Source organism: Thauera butanivorans NBRC 103042, assembly GCF_001591165.1.
In the GTDB taxonomy this organism is placed as follows: Bacteria; Pseudomonadota; Gammaproteobacteria; order Burkholderiales; family Rhodocyclaceae; genus Thauera; species Thauera butanivorans.
Genome location: NZ_BCUG01000046.1, coordinates 28,241 through 44,870, shown reverse-complemented (window position 1 = coordinate 44,870; position 16,630 = coordinate 28,241). Strand labels below are relative to the sequence as shown.

Genomic DNA, 16,630 nt, shown 5'->3' with positions numbered 1-16,630 from the left:
CAGAAGCAGACGGAAGCTTCATGCAGTCGCCTTGGCGGCGGTGGCGGGTGCGACGCTCGGCTTGGGCGCGATCATCATCGCCACGAACACCGCGGCGACGCCGCCGACCAGCTTGCCGACGATCATCGGGAAGATCATCGGCGAGGCCACGGCGGCGACGAAGCCGAGGTGGTCGCCGAGGGCGAAGGCCGCCGACACCGCGAAGGCGATGTTCAGCACCTTGCCGCGGTCGTCCATCTTGTTGAGCATCACGAACATCGGGATGTTGTTGGCCAGCGTGGCGACCATGCCGGCGGCGGCGGTGTCGTTCATCTTCAGCAGGCCGCCCACCTTGGCCAGCGAGCTGCCGAACCAGCGCGTCAGCAGGAACACCATCGGGTAGGCGCCGAGCAGCACCGCGGCGATCTTGCCGATGGTCTCGATGCCGCGCAGTTCCTCGCCCGGCACGTCGCCCGGCACCATGAAGATCGGGTCCATGCCCGGAATCAGGCGCAGGCCGATCTGGTCCTGCAGCACCGCGGCGGCCAGCCCCAGCGTGATCACCGCGACCAGGATCTTGGCGAAGACCTGGAAGCCGGCGATCATCTTCTCGGGGATGAACTTCAGGCCCAGCGCCACCGCCACCGCGAACAGGATCACCGGCGTCAGGTTGGACAGGATCGTGCCGAAGGTGAAGACCACCGGCTGGCCGTCGATGACCACGTTGGATGCCATCGCCACCAGGCCGCCGGCGATGCAGCCGACCGGAATGGCGACCATGCCGGCGAGCACGCCCATGGCGAGGAAGCGGCGGTCCTCCTTGTCGATGATCCCCAGCCCGACCGGGATCGAGAACACGATGGTCGGCCCCATCATCGAGCCGAGAATCACGCCGGCATACATCCACGCCGCGGTGTCGCCGCCCGACAGTTCGCGCGCCAGCGGAAAGCCGCCCATGTCCAGCGCCAGCAGCGTGGTGGCGAACATCGCCGGATTGGCGCCGAGCGCCTCGTACAGCGGGATCACGATCGGGCCGAGCAGGCGCGCCAGCACCGGCGCCAGCGCCATCACCCCGACCATCGCCAGGCCGAGCGCGCCCATCGCCATGAAGCCTTCCTCGAACTGCTTGCCCGACCCGCTGATGGAACGGCCCAGGCCGCCGAGGCCGATCTTGCCCAGCACTTTCTCGGCGCCGTCGAACTGGTCCATCATCCGGTCCAGTGCCGCGATCGCCATGAAGCTCATCATGATCCACATGATGATGACGTTGATCTTGTCCATGATGCTCGTTTCCTCTTGCGCCAGATGCTCGTCGAACCACCGCGCCAGCGCGTGCCCGGTGCTCCGCTGTTTGTCGTTTTCCGTCAGCCGGCCGGCTGGCTCGTGCGCCAGTCGGTGGCGCACTGGCGGCCGTGGGCGTGGCGATAGACCTCCACCACCTGCGCGCGCGACACGCTGCGCGGATTGGTGACCAGGCTGGGGTCGAGCAGCGCGGCGTCGGCGAAACGCTCGTAGTCCCCGTCCCGGCCGCCGGCCTCGTGCAGGTTGAGCGGCAGCCCCAGCTCCACGATCAGTTGCTGCACGTGCTCGATGGTCTGCGCCGCATCCAGCAGGCGGCCGCTCAGGGCGTGGCCGATCTCGGCGAGGTCGCGCTTGCACACCAACTGGTTGAAGCCCATCACCGACGGCAGCAGGATGGCGTTGGCGATGCCGTGCGGGATGCCGTAGGCGGGGCCGATCTGGTGCGCCATCGCATGGCACAGCCCCAGGCCTGCATTGGAGAAGGAAACGCCGGCCATGTAGGACGCCAGCATCATCGATTCGCGTGCCTCGACGTTCCGGCCCTGGCCGACGGCGATCGGCAGCGCCTCGCCGATCAGCGTCATCGCGCGGTAGGCGAGCGCCTTGGTCAGCGGCGTGGCGTGGATGGCGACATAGGCCTCGATGGCGTGGGTGAGGGCGTCGACGCCGACGGCGGCGGTGAAGTGCGGCGGCGTGCCCAGCGTCAGGCAGGCGTCGATCACCGCCAGGTCCGGAATCATGTCCGGGTGGATGATGAGGTGCTTGACGTGTTCGCCGCCGTCCGTATCGGTGACGACGGTGGCATTGGTGGCCTCGGAGCCGGTGCCGGCGGTGGTCGGCACCGCGATCAGCGGCGCGCGGCGGACGGCGATGCGTGCCGGCTCGTCGGCCATCGCGCGCACGCTGAGGCCGGGGTTGGCGGCCAGCACCACCGCGGCCTTGGCGGCGTCGAGGATGGAGCCGCCGCCGAAGGCGATGACGCCGTCGAAGCGGGCCTCGCGCATCGCCGCGGCCATGGCCTCGACCAGCGCGGTGTCCGGCTCGCGCGGTGCCTGACGATAGACGATGTGTTCCAGTCCGCAGGACTGCAGCGAGCGGTACATGCCGTCGGCGAGGCCGAGCCTTTCCAGGCTCTCGTCGATGGCGATGAAGACCCGGCCCATGCCGCGCGCGGCAATCGCCTGGCCGATGCGGGCGATGCTGCCGGGGCCGATGAAGGTGCTCGGCGGCACCGAGAATTCGCGTACCGAACGGGCGTTGATCAGGTCGATGGCCTGGTAGACGACGGTGCTGACGTCTTCGTGGTTCATGCCTGGACCTCGGCGCATGCGCCGGCCAGGCCGTGGGCGGCGATGGCGAGCGGAGTGAGAAACAGCGGCGGCTGCGGCAGGATCACCTCCAGCTGCGGGAAGCGCTGGGCGAACAGCTCGCGCACGCCGGGCATGCTGCACGAGCCGCCCGACAGGTAGAGTGTGGTCAACTGAGTATCCACCTGCCATTTGCGCAGATGGTTTTCGACGATGTGGGCCATCTTGTCGAACACCGGGCGCACGATGGGCCACAGCGCGGCGTTGTCCTTGCCGCGCTTGAGCATTTCGGCCTCGGCCAGCGGCAGGCCACGCGCGCCGGCCAGGGCCAGGCTGACGTGATGGCCGCCAGTGGGCTCATCGCCGGAATTGACGATGCGGCCGTCCCGCACCACCGCGACGCCGGTGGTGCCGCCGCCGATGTCGACCACCGCGGCCTTGTCGAGCCGCAGCAGCGCGGCGACCGCAGAAGGTTCGTCGATGACGCCCGAGACTTCCAGTCCGGCGGCTTCGATGACGTTGACCGAAATCCGCGGGTCGGTGCCGGGGGGGTAGGAGGTGGTGGCCTGCTTCGGCAGCCGGTCGCCGAACAGCGCGGCGAGCGATTCGAGCTGCCGGCGCACGATCTGCACCGCGCCGAAGAAGTCCCACACCACGCCGTCGCGCACCACGTCGGCCCAGTCCAGCCGCACGGCCACGGGCCGGCCCTCGCCGTCGAGCACCATCGTCACCACGCAACTGGTGCCGAGGTCGATGCCGAGCTGCAGCGGCGCATCCGGCGCCAGGCCGTCGGCCGCGGCGCCGCTGGCCGCCAGTGCGGCGGCGCGGGCGAGGCGGGGTTCGAGCCAGTCGGCGATGCTGCGCATGGCGGGCCTCAGATGATGCGGAAGTGGTCCACCATCACGCAGCGGCGCAGGCGCACGAAGGTGCGGGCGCTGGTCACGCCTTCGCCGGTCGGGGTGGAGATCGTCATCGTCGTCCAGCCTTCGCCGCCGAAGCCGAGGCCGGCCAGGCAGGGGCCGTTCTTGACGAAGATGCTGGTGTTGATGGCGTTGGCCATGTGGTCGAGCGCGTCGATGTTGCGCGAGTGCATCGCCGCGGTGTGGCGGCAGTTGCCTTCGAGCTTCACCGCGAGCTCGATCGCGGCATCCACGTCCGGCGCGCGGATGACCGGAATCACCGGCATCATCAGCTCGGTGACGGCGAAGGGGTGGTCGGCCTCGGTCTCGACGAACAGCAGGCGGGTGTCGGCCGGCACCTCCAGGCCGATGGCGGCGGCGATCTTCGCCGCGTCGCGGCCCACCCAGTCGCGGCTGACGCTGCCGCGTCCGTCCGCGCCGACCTGGGTGAGCAGGATGTCCACCAGGCGCCTGGCCTGGTCGGGCGTCAGCTCCACCGCCTTGTGGCGCGCCATCTCGGTCTTCAGCGCGTCGCAGACGCGGTCGACGACGATGATTTCCTTCTCGTCGGCGCAGATGATGTTGTTGTCGAAGGACGCTCCCCAGACGATGTCGCGCGCGGCGCGGGCGATGTCGGCGGTTTCGTCCACCACCACCGGCGGGTTGCCGGCGCCGGCGGCGATCAGGCGCTTGTCGGTGTGCTTGCGTGCGGCCTCGACCACCGCCTCGCCGCCGGTCACGGTCAGCAGGTTGATGCCGGGGTAGCTGAACAGCCGCTGCGCGGTGGCGATGTCGGGCTCGAGCACGGTGGTGACGATGTTGTCCGGGCCGCCGGCGGCGACCGAGGCTTCGTTGATCAGCGACACCGCGCGCTGCGAGACTTTCTTCGCCGCCGGGTGGGGGGCGAACACCACCGCGTTGCCGGCGGCGATCATGCTGATGGCGTTGTTGATGACGGTCGCCGCGGGGTTGGTCGAAGGCGTCACCGAGGCGATCACGCCCCAGGCGGCATTCTCGATCAGGGTCAGGCCGCGGTCGCCGGTCAGCACCATCGGCGACAGGCATTCGACGCCCGGCGTGTGGCGCGCCTGGGAGATGTTCTTGGCGGTCTTGTCCTCGACCCGGCCCATGCCGGTCTCGGCCACCGCCAGTTCGGCCAGCTCGCGCGCATGCTCCTCGCAGACCTTGCGGATCGCCTCGATGACCCGGGTGCGCACCGCCAGCGTGCGGATGCCTTTCTGCGCCAGGCTGGCTTCGGCCACCGCGTCGTCCAGTTCGGCGAACACGCCCGGCGCGGCGCGGCGCGCGGCGGCCGGCGCCGCCTGGGTCTGTGTCTGCATGGATGCCAGTACCGTGCGAACGATCTGTTCCACGTCTTTCAGGTTGATATCCACCGTGCGCTCCCGTTTTCATCCATGCCGCGCCGCCATGCCGGCGGCGCGGCTTCGTTCGTGTTCCGGCCTGCCTATTTGTGGAAGGTGAGCTTGCCGCCCAGCACCACTTCGTCGACGATGCCGACCACGCTCAGGTCGGTCGGCGCGTCGTTGGAAATCGTCTTGCGCGCCGAACTGCCCTGGACCACCAGCACCCATTCGCCATCGCCGGCGCCGATGCTGTCGGTGGCGACGCAGGGGCTGCCCTTGCGCTGGCCTTCGGGGTCGATGAAGTCCACCAGCAGCAGGCGCTGCTGTTCGAAGCCGGCGTGCTTCACCGTCGAAACCACTTGTCCGAGTACGATTGCCAGTTCCATGTGTTCACCGCCGTGTCTGTTCAGCGTCGCCGGCCCGTGGGGCCGTTTTCGTCATTGCGCGGGCGTGCGGGTGCCGTGGCGCCGCAGCCGTCGCATGTACCGCAATGGATCGGCTGCCGGCCGCCAGCCCCGTGGGGCGGAGCGGCCGGGCCGTCCGGTCGAGTCGAGCCGAACCGTCCGGCCGTTCAGTCGAGTCCGCTTTCCATCTTGATCGGGAAGACTTCTTCCAGATCGCCGTGCGGGCGCGGAATGACGTGCACCGAGACGAGCTCGCCGATGCGCTGCGCAGCGGCCGCGCCGGCATCGGTCGCCGCCTTGCAGGCGGCGACGTCGCCGCGCACCATCGCGGTGACGAAACCGCCGCCGATCTGCTTGACGCCGACCAGCTTGACGCGCGCGGCCTTGACCATCGCGTCGGAGGCTTCGATCAGGGCAACCAGGCCTTTCGTTTCGATCAGTCCCAGGGCTTCCATTTTGACTACTCCTTAAAAAGTCCCCTCCTGGGGAATCATGGTGAGACGGTGACGGCGCGCGGCGCCGATGGCGCCGCGGCCGGTACGGCATTGCCGCCGGCCATCATCGCGGCCAGCAGGCAGGTTTCGACGATGTCCTCGCTGCTGCAGCCGCGCGAGAGGTCGTGCATGGGGCAGGCGAGGCCCTGCAGCATCGGCCCGAGCGCGCTGTAGCCGCCCAGGCGCTGGGCGATCTTGTAGCCGATGTTGCCGGCCTCCAGCGACGGGAACACCAGCACGTTGGCGCGGCCCCGCAGCGGGCTGTCCGGCACTTTCAGCGCCGCGACCGCGGGCACGATCGCGGCGTCGAACTGCAGGTCGCCGTCGATCAGCAGGCCGGGCTGGCGCCGGCGCACCAGCGCGGTGGCTTCGCGCACCGCGTCGACCGCCGGATGGCGGGCGCTGCCGTGGCTGGAGAAGGACAGCATCGCGACCGCGGCGCGTTCGCCGGTGACGTTCTCGTAGCTCGCCGCCGAGGCGATGGCGATGTCGGCCAGTTGTGTGGGGTCGGGTTGCGGCACCACGCCGCAGTCGGCAAAGCCGAGGATGCGGCTGTCGCTGCCGCAGGCCTCGGCCGGCGGGATCATGAAGAAGATCGACGACACCGTGGCGTTGCCCGGCGCCAGGCCGAGCACGCGGATCGCGGCGCGCAGCACGCTGGCGGTGGAGGACAGGTTGCCGCCGATGCACAGATCGGCATCGCCGCTCGCCAGCATCGCGGCGGCGAACCACAGCGGCTCCGACAGGCGCGCGGCGACTTCTTCCTGCGAGGCCTTGGGCATGCGCGCCTGCAGCAGTTCGGCATAGGCGTGGCGCATGCCGGCGCGCGCCGGATCGAGCAGCGCCAGCGAACCCTGGCCGAGGCCTTTTTCCAGGCACAGCGCGCGCAGCTCGAAGGGGTTGGCGAGCAGCGTCGGCCTGGCCCAGCCGCGCGCCTGCAGGTGGCGGGCTGCTTCGATGGCACGTGCATCGAGCGCATCCGGGAAGACGACGCGCGGCGGCCGTTGCCGGGCGGTTTCCGCGCAGCGGCGCATCAGCTCCATGCCGCCTCCTTCACCGCGAGGCCGCGATCGAGCATCAGGGCGACGATCATCAGCACGTACACCGCGCTGCTGAGGCGGTTCAGCCCTTCGAGGATGTCCGGGCGGGCGATGCTGAAGTCGCCGCCGATGTACAGGCGCGCGGCGACCAGTTCGACCTTGCGGATCGCGGTGCGCAGCATGTTCAGGCGCGCGGCGGTGAGGCCGTGCTCGGCGTCGGGCACGATGTGGTCGTAGCCGAGGTGCTTGAGCGGCGCGTGCGACATGCGGTGGATGGCTTCGGCGTCGAAGTCGCCCATGTGCACCGGGTGCAGGGCATCGCCGGTGGCTTCGGCGCGCAGCACGTTGCCGAGGCCGGAGCGGACGTCGGCCAGCCAGGGCGCGATGCGGCGCGAGGGCTTGTCGCTGTCGGCCAGCTCGGCCTGGATCCAGACCGCGCAGGCGATCGCATCGTCGATCTGGCCGCGCAGGTGGATGCGCGGGTCGTTCTTCGACACCAGGGTGTCGGCGTTCAGGTGGGTCAGCGTATCGGGCTTCTTGTCGACTGCCTGCCGGCACAGCACGCAGTGCATGGCGTGGGCATGGTCGCTGCCGGTCAGCGGATGCACCCGCCTGCGCTCGTCGGTGCTGCCTTTGCCGCGGGCCGCCGCGGGATCATTGACGAAGACCTGGCCGGAAGCATCGACGTACTTCACCCGCAGATGGCGCTCGCTGACGAGCGATTGCGCCGCCGGCGTCAGGCAGGCGCCGGCCGGCAGATGCAGCTCGGTGCCGTCGGCCAGGGTGTTGCGCTCGCGCAGCCAGGTTTCGGTGATGTAGGTTGCCATGATGACTACCCGTCGTGCTCCGCTTCAGCAGTCGGCCCAGTTGGCCGGATGGGCGACGTACAGGAAGCGCACCTCGGTGGGCGTGCCGAACTCGATCGCCGAGCCCTTGGGAATGAAGATCACGTCGCCGGGCTTGCCGACCACGGTCTGGCCGTTGCAGCGGATGTGCAGTTCGCCTTCGAGCACCAGGTCGACTTCGTCGTAGTTCAGCGTCCATGGGAAGAAGCAGCGGTTCCAGCTCATGAAGCCGGCGGCCATCGAGCTGCCGTCGGCGCTGGTGACGACGTCGGCGATGCCGACGTGGCTGTCCTCGCCGGCGCCGTCGAACAGGCCCATGCGCACCGAATCGCCCTTCACCGCCTTGATGCCGCCGGCAATGGTGCGGGACTCGTAGGGCAGCGCTGCGTCCTGCACGGAGGAGGCAGGGGCGGGCTTGGGCGGCGCATTGACCGCGAGCGTGGCGGCCTGGCGCGCCTGCTGCTCCTGCGCGACCTTGCTGACCAGCTGGTCGACCACGCCGTCGGGCACCAGGCCTGCCGGCAGGCGGGCCTGCACCGCCTTGCGGATCTCGGCGAGCGCTTCCGCCGGCAAGGCGGCGGCTGCGGCCGGCTTGGCTGCGGCTGGTGCAGGCATGGCCGGCGTCGGTGGGGCGCCGCAGTGCGGCGCGGCGTCGGCTTTCGCTTCGCCCTCGCGGATCAGCACGCCCAGCGCCTCCGCCACGGTCCGTGCTTCGGGCGTGACGATATGTCCCTTGCGCGTCACGGCGATCTCGCGCTTTCCGGCGGCGTGCTCACTGCGCACCACTTCGGCACTAATGAGTTGCTTCATGATCATCCTGCCTTTCCTGTTCGAACAGATGGCGTTTGAAGGGCACGAGGGTTTCGGGCCTGAACACCGAGACCCGGAAGATCGGCGCGCTGAAGCCGCCGGCGCGCAGCAGGGCCTCGACGCGCTGCGGATCGGCATCGGGCAGGTCGATCTTGGTGATCGCCGCCATCAGGCGCTTGTCGGCATTGACTTCGAGCAAGCCGGGCGGCAGCCGGTAGTCGAAGTCGGTTGCGCCATGCACATAGACGACGCTGCGCGCGTCGGCGACGGTGTTGATCAGCGCGTGGTGCAGGCGCGGGTGGCTGAAGAACTCGCCCGGCGTGTCGACGATGCCGTTCTCGTAGTCGAGTGCCTGTGTCTTCATCGCCGCGGCTTCGCGGCCGATCAGTGCATTGAACAGCGTGGTCTTGCCCGCCGCGACCGGGCCGACCAGCACGAAGCGGCTGGGATCGTAGGGGGAGGGGACCGGCTGAGCCATGGTGCGCCTCTCAGGTCCGGGTGATGCTGCAGACGGCGTAGTCGAGCACGCGCTGCAGCACGCCGAGGGTTTCCTGCAGCGCCTCGCCGACGGCGCCGACCGAGCCGCAGATCACCAGCGCACCGCTGAAGCGGTCGAGAAAGCCGATATGGACCGCTGCCGCCTTGGTGGCGATGTCGCCGGCGATGATCGCGGTCTCGCCCGGAGTCAGGGTCAGGATGCCGATCGCCTCGGCGCCGGAGACGCCGACCTTGTGCGCCAGTTCTTCGGTGGGATGCGCGATCAGGTGTGCCAGCGTGACCTGCTTGCCGGGCACGAACTCCTGGATGATGCGTTCTTTGTCGTCGAATTTCATGGCTTCCGTCGGCCTGCTCCGTTATCGCAGCGGGTGGCGCCCCGGTGAAGGGAGCCGCTCCAGGAACGTCGGCTGAACACCTTGCGCTGCACGGCTGGCGCGGTCCGGTCCTGCCGGCCGCTGCCGTGATGGCGAGGAGTTCGGTCTGATGGTAGCCCCGGCGTTTTTGGGGCCGCTAACAAAAATCGGCAAGTTTGACGGTGGGGCGCCCGTGTGCGGGACACGGCTGTGCGCGCTCAGGCAGTTGCCGCAAGACGGGAGGGCAGGGGCATGGCGCGGAAGCTGCCCGAGGCGAGCGTGCCGGGCTTCAGGCAAGCATGACGAGCGGGACTCTTTCCGCTCTGGAGCGGATGCTGGAAGGGTAGCGGAAGCAGACGTGCTCGCCGCCGCCGGCCTTCAGGGTGTCGGACGGGTGTTCGGCGAACATCGCGAAATAGTCGGCGGCGAACTGGCTCATGTGCCAGAAGCCCCAGCGGGCGGCGACGTCCTGCACCGTCCTGAAGCCGGAGTCGTGGTCGCGCAGCGTGCGGCGCACCGCGTTCAGGCGCAGGGCCTTGAGGTAGTTCACCGGGCAGATGCCGAGTACCGCGCGGAAAGCGTTCTGCAGCGTGCGGCGGCTGACGTGGAGCGCTTCGCACAGATCGGTCACCGAGATGACGCGGTCGGGCTGGGACAGCACGTATTCGCGCGCGCCGGAGACCAGCCGGCGGTAGCTGAGATTGCTGTGGCGCAGCCTGACCGGCGCGATGTGTTCGCCGAACAGCTCGAACAGGCCGGTCATCAGTTCCTCGGTCAGGGTGTCGCACACCGTGCGGGGCAGGCGCTTCAGGCCCAGGCCGGCGGCCTGCAGCAGCGTGCGCGACACGCGCTCCCAGAAGATCGCCTTCTGCCGCGCCGGCAGCGGAAACGATTCGCCCCTGCGCAGCAGTTCGACCAGCTGGGGGCGCTCGGCGGCACGGGCGTGGCGTTCGAGCAGCGCTTCGTCGATGACGATGCCGAGGATCTGGTAGGCATCCGGCGTGAGCAGTTCGAAATCCTTGCCGCCGGGGCGCACGGCGATGGTGTTGCGGCCGAGCGGCGAAGCGTTGATCAGGCCGTCGGCGCTGTCGCAGCGCGGCAGGCCGAACCAGAAGGCGCCGGGCCAGACGATGCAGGTCTGGCGCAGCGCGTGGCTGGTGGTCTCGAGGAAGAACTGCATCTGCCCGAGCCAGACCTCGGTGATCGAGCCGAAGAATCGACCGGCGCCGAGCTGATCGTATTCCTGATACCAGGCGGTGATGTTGGTCGCCTGGTCGTCGGCATCGTGCACGTCCGATACCCGGATGCACCCCTTGGTGTCGCCCAGGGGCAGGATGATTCCCTGCTCCGTGGTCGTCATGGTCTCGGCTTTCATGGCTCTCCGCTGCATGGAAAAACTGAATTCCGGGGGGGAGGGGCCCGGCGCTCCGGTTCGATCCCGCACCGCCTGCCGCCGAATGACCACACAGCGGAAGGGGATGGGCGGACCTTAGCCCGTGCCGGTTCAGGGCGTCAATTGCGCCGCGCGAAACTTGCCGATTTTTGTTAGCGGCCCAAAAAACGCCGGGCGTAGCATCGCTGCGTGGAATGACGCGGCCCGATCTTCGGCCGCCGGCCATCGGCTTCGGCCGTTCGGGATGCAGGTGCCGCCAGCGGCTGGTGCGTGGAGCGTGGCGGATCGTTTCCTCTTTGGCTTTGTGGATGGAGCGCACATGAAACTCAAGGCTCAGTTGTTCGGCCAGACCTACCAGTTCAAGGACGTCAAGGACGTGCTGGCCAAGGCGAACGATCTCCGCTCGGGCGACGTTCTGGCGGGCGTGGCGGCGCAGAGCACACGCGAGCGGGTGGCGGCGAAATACGTGCTGTCCGAGCTGACGCTGGCGGACCTGCGCAACAACCCGGTGGTGCCCTACGAAGAGGACTGCGTCACCCGCATCATCCAGGACGACATCAATTCCGCGGCCTACGAGAAGCTCAAGAACTGGACGGTCGGCGAACTGCGCGAATGGATCCTCGACGACGACACCGGCATCGACGACATCGCCTTCATCCGCAAGGGGCTGACGTCCGAGATGATCGCCGGCGTGGCGAAGATCTGTTCCAACTCGGACCTGATCTACGGCGCATCGAAGATGCCGGTGGTGAAGAAGGCCAATACCACCATCGGCCTGCCGGGGCGGATCTCGGCGCGGCTGCAGCCCAACGACACGCGCGACAACCTGGAAAGCATCCGCGCGCAGATCTTCGAAGGCCTGTCCTACGGCGCGGGCGACGCGGTGATCGGGGTCAATCCGGTGACCGACAACGTCGAGAACATCCACCGCATCCTCGACACCATCTACGAGATCGTCGACAAGTACCAGATTCCCACCCAGGGCTGCGTGCTGGCGCACATCACCACCCAGATCGCGGCGATCCGCCGCGGCGCGCCGGGCGGCCTGATCTTCCAGAGCATCTGCGGCAGCGAGAAGGGGCTGAAGGAGTTCGGCGTCGAGATCGCGATGCTCGACGAGGCGGCCGAGGTCGGCCGCACCCACAACCGCCTGGCCGGGCCGAACTGCCTGTATTTCGAAACCGGCCAGGGCTCGGCGCTGTCTGCCGGCGCGCACTACGGCGCCGACCAGGTGACGATGGAGGCGCGCAACTACGGCCTGGCGCGCCACTACGACCCGATGCTGGTCAATACCGTGGTCGGCTTCATCGGCCCGGAATACCTCTACAACGACCGCCAGATCATCCGCGCCGGCCTCGAGGACCACTTCATGGGCAAACTGTCCGGCGTGTCGATGGGCTGCGACACCTGCTACACCAACCACGCCGAAGCGGACCAGAACTCCAACGAGAACCTGATGGTGCTGCTGGGCTCGGCCGGGGTGAACTTCATCATGGGCATGCCGCTGGGTGACGACATCATGCTCAATTACCAGACCAGTGCCTTCCACGACACCGCCACGCTGCGCAAGGTGCTGAACCGCAGGCCGGCGCCCGAGTTCGAGCAGTGGCTGGAAAAGATGGGGCTGATGGAAAACGGCCGCCTGACCCGCAACGCGGGCGACGCGTCGTGGTTCTTCTGACTTTGGGGGCGTGTTGATCATGGACCAGAAAGAGATCGAGAGCATCGTCCGCGCGGTGCTGGGGCAGATCGGCGGCACGGCGGCACCCGCGTCTGCGGGCACGGCGCCGGCTGCAGTGGCGGCGGCCGATGGCGGCTGCCTGCCGGACCTCGGCGACGCCAGCGTCAAGAACTGGATCGGCGTGCGCAATCCGAAGAGCCTCGAAGTGCTGCAGGAACTCAAGCGCAACAGCGGCTCGCGGGTGTGCTCGGGCCGCGTCGGCACCCGCCCGCGCACCACCTCGCTGCTGCGCTTCCTCGCCGACCATTCGCGCTCCAAGGACACGGTGCTGCAGGACGTGCCCGCCGCCTGGCTGGAGAAGACCGGCCTCATCGAAGTGCACAGCGAGATCAAGGACAAGGACCAGTACCTGACCCGGCCGGACCTCGGCCGGCGGCTGTCGGCCGAAGCGGTGCAGATTCTGAAATCGGAATGCAAGCAGTCGCCGCAGGTGCAGGTGGTGGTGTCCGACGGCCTGTCGACCGATGCGATCACGTCCAACTACGACGAGATCCTGCCGCCGCTGCTCAAGGGGCTGGAGAGCGCCGGGCTGGACGTCGGCACGCCGTTCTTCGTGCGTTATGGCCGCGTCAAGGTCGAGGACCAGATCGGCGAACTGCTCGGCGCCAAGGTCGTGATCCTGCTGATCGGCGAGCGGCCCGGCCTGGGGCAGTCCGAAAGCCTGTCCTGCTACATGGTCTACAGCCCCACTTCGCAGACGGTGGAAGCCGACCGCACCTGCATTTCCAACATCCACCGCGCCGGCACGCCGCCGGTCGAGGCAGCGGCCGTCATCGTCGATCTGGCCAAGCGGATGCTGGAGCAGAAGGCTTCGGGCATCGCGCTGAACAAGTGAGCCATCCGGATTCCGTGGAGAGATAAGTCATGTCCGCACTCGAACCCATCAAGCCCAGCGTCAAGGCCGTCCGCCTGATCGCCTCGGTGGCGAAGGACTACAAGGAAGAACTCGGCCTGCCGGCGCACATGAACAGCATCGGCCTGCTGACGGCGGATTCGGACGACGTCACCTACATCGCCGCCGACGAGGCGACGAAGCAGGCGCAGGTCGAGGTCGTCTATGGCCGCTCGCTGTATGCCGGCGCGGCACACAGTTCCTCGCCCACCGCGGGCGAAGTGATCATCATGCTCGGCGGTCCGACGCCGGCCGAAGTCAAGGCCGGGCTGGATGCGATGGTGGCGACGATCGAGAGCGGACCGGCCTTCCAGTGGGCCGACGATGCGCATACCGCCGCCTTCCTCGCCCACCTGGTGTCGCGCACCGGCAGCTATCTGTCGGGGCTGGCGAAGATTCCGCTCGGCGATGCGATGGCCTACCTGATCGCGCCGCCGCTGGAGGCGATGTACGGCATCGATGCCGCGATCAAGGCCGCCGACGTCAGGCTGGCGACCTACATCGGGCCGCCGTCCGAGACCAACTACGGCGGCGCCTTCCTGACCGGCAGCCAGGCGGCGTGCAAGGCGGCCTGCGGCGCCTTCACCGAAGCGGTGCTCGAAGTCGGGCGCGACAACATCCGCTTCTGAGCGGGTGACCGGCAGATGAGCGCTCAGGCTCTTTCCATAGAGGTTTCGGCATGAAGATCGACGCGCTGGGTTTTCTGGAAGTCCGCGGCCTGGTCGCGGCGATCGAGGCGGCCGACGCCATGCTGAAGGCGGCGGACGTCAAGCTGATCCGCTCGCACCAGGTCGATCCGCGCTTCTTCACGCTGGTGGTCGAGGGCGACCTGGCCGCCTGCCGCGCCGCCGTCGATGCCGGCAAGGCCGCAGCGTCGCGGCTGGGCGAAGTCGTCAGCCGGCTGGAGATCGGCCGGCCCGACGGCGATACCGAAGCCATGGTGCTGGATCTGGTGGATCGCTCGAAGGGCGAAGCGCCGAAAGCCAGGCCGGCTGCGGGAGAAACTGCTGCGGCCTTGCCGGCCGCCGCCGGGGCCGGCAAGGCTGGCGGTGCTCCAACGCCCGCGACGCCAGCGCCTGTGGCGCCGGCAGCAGATGAGGGCGTCGATACCCCGGGCACCGCCGCATCGGGCGTCGATACGCCGGGCGTCGATACGCCGGCCGCCGCTGTGCCGGACGAGGTGGCGTTGCTGGCCTTCATTGCCGCCTCTGCGCGCGGCCGCTCGCTGGCCGAGCTGGCGGCGCACTTCGGCCCGGCGGTGGACCGTGTGCGGCTGGATGCGCTGGTGGCCGCGGGCCGGCTGCGCAAAGCCGGGGCCCGCTACCGGGTAGTGGTGCAGTGAGGGCGCCATGGCGGCGTGGATTGCGAGCGGGAGATAGAGGCACATGGAAACCCAGGACATCGTCCGCAAGGTGTACGAGGCCGGCGTCGTCGGCGCCGGTGGCGCGGGCTTTCCGACCCACGTCAAGCTGGGCGCGAAGGCCGAGATCGTGCTGGTCAATGGCGCCGAATGCGAGCCCCTGCTGAAGGTCGACCAGCAACTGGCGGCGCGCCATGCGAAGGAAATGGTGCGCGGCCTGGCGCTGGCGATGCAGGCGGTGGGCGCACGCGAAGGCATCGTCGCGCTGAAGGCCAAGTACGCCGAGGCGATCGACGCGATCACGCCGCTGCTGCATGAGAACATGCGCATCCACATCCTGCAGGACGTGTATCCGGCCGGCGACGAGGTGATCACGATCTGGATGGCGACCGGCCGGCGCGTGCCGCCGGGCGACATTCCGCTGAGCATCGGCGTGGTGGTCAACAATGTGAACACGCTGATCAACGTCGCCCGCGCGGTGGACGAAGGACTGCCCGTGACCCACCGCTGCCTGACGGTGACCGGCGCGGTCAATGAACCGGTCACCGTGACGGTGCCGATCGGCACGCCGCTGCGCGAGACGCTGGCGCTGGCCGGCGGACTCAGCATTCCCGCTGCCGGCGCGGCCTTCATCGACGGCGGGCCGATGATGGGCGGCCTGCTCGAATCGCTCGACGTCCCGGTCACCCGGACCACCGGCGGCCTGATCGCGCTGCCTGCCGACCATCTGCTGATCCAGCGCCGGCGCGCCGACATGCGCAGCGTCATCAGCATGGCGCGCACGGTATGCGAACAGTGCCTGCTGTGCACCGAACTGTGCCCGCGCCATCTGATCGGCCACGAACTGCCGCCGCACCTGATCGTGCGTTCGGTGAACTACAACCACGTCGCCGAACCCTCGGTGCTGCTGTCGGCGTTGACCTGTTCGGAATGCGCGATCTGCGAAGCCTACGCCTGTCCGGTGGAGATCTCGCCGATGCGCCTGAACCAGGCGCTGAAGGCGAAGTTCCGCCAGGAAGGCGCGCGCTACGAAGGCGAGCTGCGCAAGGCCGATCCGATGATCGAAGGGCGCCTGCTGCCGACGAGCCGGCTGGTGGCCCGCATCGGCCTGACGCGCTACAACCGCAAGGCGCCGTGGTCGGACGCCGTGCATGCGCCGGAGCGGGTGTGGATTCGCCTGCGCCAGCACATCGGCGTCGCCGCGGAACCCTGTATCCGCGTCGGCGATGCCGTCCGCTGCGGGCAGCGTATCGCCGACATTCCGGCCAAGGCGATGGGCGTACCGATCCACGCCAGCATCGACGGTGTGGTGGAAGCGATCGGCGGCGACGCCATTGTCATCAGGAGGGCGTAAGGTGCTGCACGCCATCGGTTTGATCGAATTGAACAGCATCGCCAAGGGCATCGAAGCCGGCGATGCGATGCTGAAGGCCGCGGAAGTGTCGCTGCTGGTGGCCAAGACCATCTGTCCAGGCAAGTACATCGTCATGGTCGGCGGCGACGTCGCGGCGACGGCGCGGGCGGTGGATGCCGGCACCGAGGTCGCCGCGCACACGCTGGTGGACCAATTCACCATCCCCAACATCCACGCCTCCATCCTGCCGTCGATCAGCGGCGTGACGCCGATCGACCAGGTGCAGGCGATCGGCGTGGTCGAGACCTACAGCGTGGGCGCCTGCATCGAATCGGCCGACGCCGCGGTCAAGGCCGCCAGCGTGGTGCCGATCCGCACCCACCTGGCCTTCGGCATCGGCGGCAAGTGCTACTACGTGCTGAACGGCGATGTCGCCGATGTCACCGCAGCCGTCAGGACCGGTGCCGACCTGGCGGGCGCGAAAGGGCTGCTGGTGCAATACGCCATCCTGCCGCGGCCGCATCCGCAACTGGTCGATGCCTTGCTGTAGGGCGGCAGCGGCAGCAGGGCAATTTTGTGTTCACATTGAAGGGAG

At 68.6% G+C, this 16,630-nt stretch carries 18 protein-coding genes; 6 read left to right on the top strand and 12 right to left on the bottom strand.

Annotated elements, in window-relative coordinates; all coding sequences use genetic code 11:
- Nucleotides 1-18 precede the first annotated feature (18 nt).
- From eutH to TBU01S_RS16840, 12 genes are all read right to left on the bottom strand, one after another.
- The gene (eutH, locus tag TBU01S_RS16895) at nt 19-1,260 is read right to left on the bottom strand and encodes an ethanolamine utilization protein EutH (RefSeq protein ID WP_068638302.1); all 1,242 of its coding nucleotides are present in this window, start codon (nt 1,258-1,260) and stop codon (nt 19-21) included.
- Between the two features lie 83 nt (nt 1,261-1,343).
- Nucleotides 1,344-2,591: an iron-containing alcohol dehydrogenase family protein gene (locus TBU01S_RS16890; protein WP_068638263.1), complete on the bottom strand. Its 1,248-nt coding sequence runs from the start codon at nt 2,589-2,591 to the stop codon at nt 1,344-1,346.
- Nucleotides 2,588-3,454 carry an ethanolamine utilization protein EutJ gene (gene eutJ, locus TBU01S_RS16885; RefSeq protein ID WP_068638261.1) on the bottom strand — a complete coding sequence of 289 codons (867 nt, stop codon included), beginning with the start codon at nt 3,452-3,454 and terminating at the stop codon, nt 2,588-2,590. Before eutJ ends, TBU01S_RS16890 begins: the two co-directional genes overlap by 4 nt.
- Before the next feature lie 8 nt (nt 3,455-3,462).
- Entirely contained in the window at nt 3,463-4,860 is a 1,398-nt protein-coding gene (locus TBU01S_RS16880) for an aldehyde dehydrogenase family protein (protein WP_245650958.1), read from the bottom strand.
- Nucleotides 4,861-4,952: 92 nt separating this feature from the next.
- Nucleotides 4,953-5,237: a EutN/CcmL family microcompartment protein gene (locus TBU01S_RS16875; protein WP_068638259.1), complete on the bottom strand. Its 285-nt coding sequence runs from the start codon at nt 5,235-5,237 to the stop codon at nt 4,953-4,955.
- A 185-nt stretch (nt 5,238-5,422) separates the two neighbouring features.
- Nucleotides 5,423-5,710, bottom strand: coding sequence for an ethanolamine utilization microcompartment protein EutM (gene eutM / locus TBU01S_RS16870; RefSeq protein ID WP_004333389.1), 288 nt, complete (start codon nt 5,708-5,710; stop codon nt 5,423-5,425).
- Nucleotides 5,711-5,745: 35 nt separating this feature from the next.
- Nucleotides 5,746-6,792: a phosphotransacetylase gene (locus tag TBU01S_RS16865; protein ID WP_068638257.1), complete on the bottom strand. Its 1,047-nt coding sequence runs from the start codon at nt 6,790-6,792 to the stop codon at nt 5,746-5,748.
- Nucleotides 6,783-7,616: an ethanolamine utilization cob(I)yrinic acid a,c-diamide adenosyltransferase EutT gene (gene eutT, locus TBU01S_RS16860; RefSeq protein ID WP_068638255.1), complete on the bottom strand. Its 834-nt coding sequence runs from the start codon at nt 7,614-7,616 to the stop codon at nt 6,783-6,785. Before eutT ends, TBU01S_RS16865 begins: the two co-directional genes overlap by 10 nt.
- A gap of 24 nt (nt 7,617-7,640) precedes the next feature.
- Complete coding sequence (eutQ, locus tag TBU01S_RS16855; protein ID WP_068638298.1) at nt 7,641-8,444, bottom strand: ethanolamine utilization acetate kinase EutQ; 804 nt, start codon at nt 8,442-8,444, stop codon at nt 7,641-7,643.
- Entirely contained in the window at nt 8,428-8,922 is a 495-nt protein-coding gene (locus TBU01S_RS16850) for a EutP/PduV family microcompartment system protein (protein ID WP_068638252.1), read from the bottom strand. The genes eutQ and TBU01S_RS16850 overlap by 17 nt, the downstream gene beginning before the upstream one ends.
- 10 nt (nt 8,923-8,932) lie before the next feature.
- On the bottom strand, nt 8,933-9,277 hold the full coding sequence (gene eutS / locus TBU01S_RS16845; RefSeq protein WP_068638251.1) for an ethanolamine utilization microcompartment protein EutS: 345 nt from the start codon (nt 9,275-9,277) through the stop codon (nt 8,933-8,935).
- Nucleotides 9,278-9,584: 307 nt separating this feature from the next.
- Nucleotides 9,585-10,670, bottom strand: a complete 1,086-nt coding sequence (locus TBU01S_RS16840; protein WP_068638249.1) for a helix-turn-helix domain-containing protein — start codon at nt 10,668-10,670, stop codon at nt 9,585-9,587.
- A 337-nt stretch (nt 10,671-11,007) separates the two neighbouring features.
- Between TBU01S_RS16840 and TBU01S_RS16835 the strand changes: the two genes are divergently transcribed.
- The 6 genes from TBU01S_RS16835 to TBU01S_RS16810 are packed head-to-tail and all read left to right on the top strand — an operon-like array spanning nt 11,008 to nt 16,585.
- Entirely contained in the window at nt 11,008-12,369 is a 1,362-nt protein-coding gene (locus TBU01S_RS16835; RefSeq protein WP_068638248.1) for an ethanolamine ammonia-lyase subunit EutB, read from the top strand.
- Nucleotides 12,370-12,388: 19 nt separating this feature from the next.
- On the top strand, nt 12,389-13,264 hold the full coding sequence (eutC, locus tag TBU01S_RS16830; protein ID WP_068638246.1) for an ethanolamine ammonia-lyase subunit EutC: 876 nt from the start codon (nt 12,389-12,391) through the stop codon (nt 13,262-13,264).
- A 29-nt stretch (nt 13,265-13,293) separates the two neighbouring features.
- Entirely contained in the window at nt 13,294-13,950 is a 657-nt protein-coding gene (gene eutL / locus TBU01S_RS16825) for an ethanolamine utilization microcompartment protein EutL (RefSeq protein ID WP_068638244.1), read from the top strand.
- A 50-nt stretch (nt 13,951-14,000) separates the two neighbouring features.
- Nucleotides 14,001-14,663, top strand: a complete 663-nt coding sequence (locus TBU01S_RS25245) for a BMC domain-containing protein (protein ID WP_068638242.1) — start codon at nt 14,001-14,003, stop codon at nt 14,661-14,663.
- A 43-nt stretch (nt 14,664-14,706) separates the two neighbouring features.
- Entirely contained in the window at nt 14,707-16,035 is a 1,329-nt protein-coding gene (locus TBU01S_RS16815) for a 4Fe-4S dicluster domain-containing protein (protein WP_068638239.1), read from the top strand.
- Nucleotide 16,036: 1 nt separating this feature from the next.
- On the top strand, nt 16,037-16,585 hold the full coding sequence (locus TBU01S_RS16810) for a BMC domain-containing protein (protein ID WP_068638236.1): 549 nt from the start codon (nt 16,037-16,039) through the stop codon (nt 16,583-16,585).
- Nucleotides 16,586-16,630: the final 45 nt, after the last annotated feature.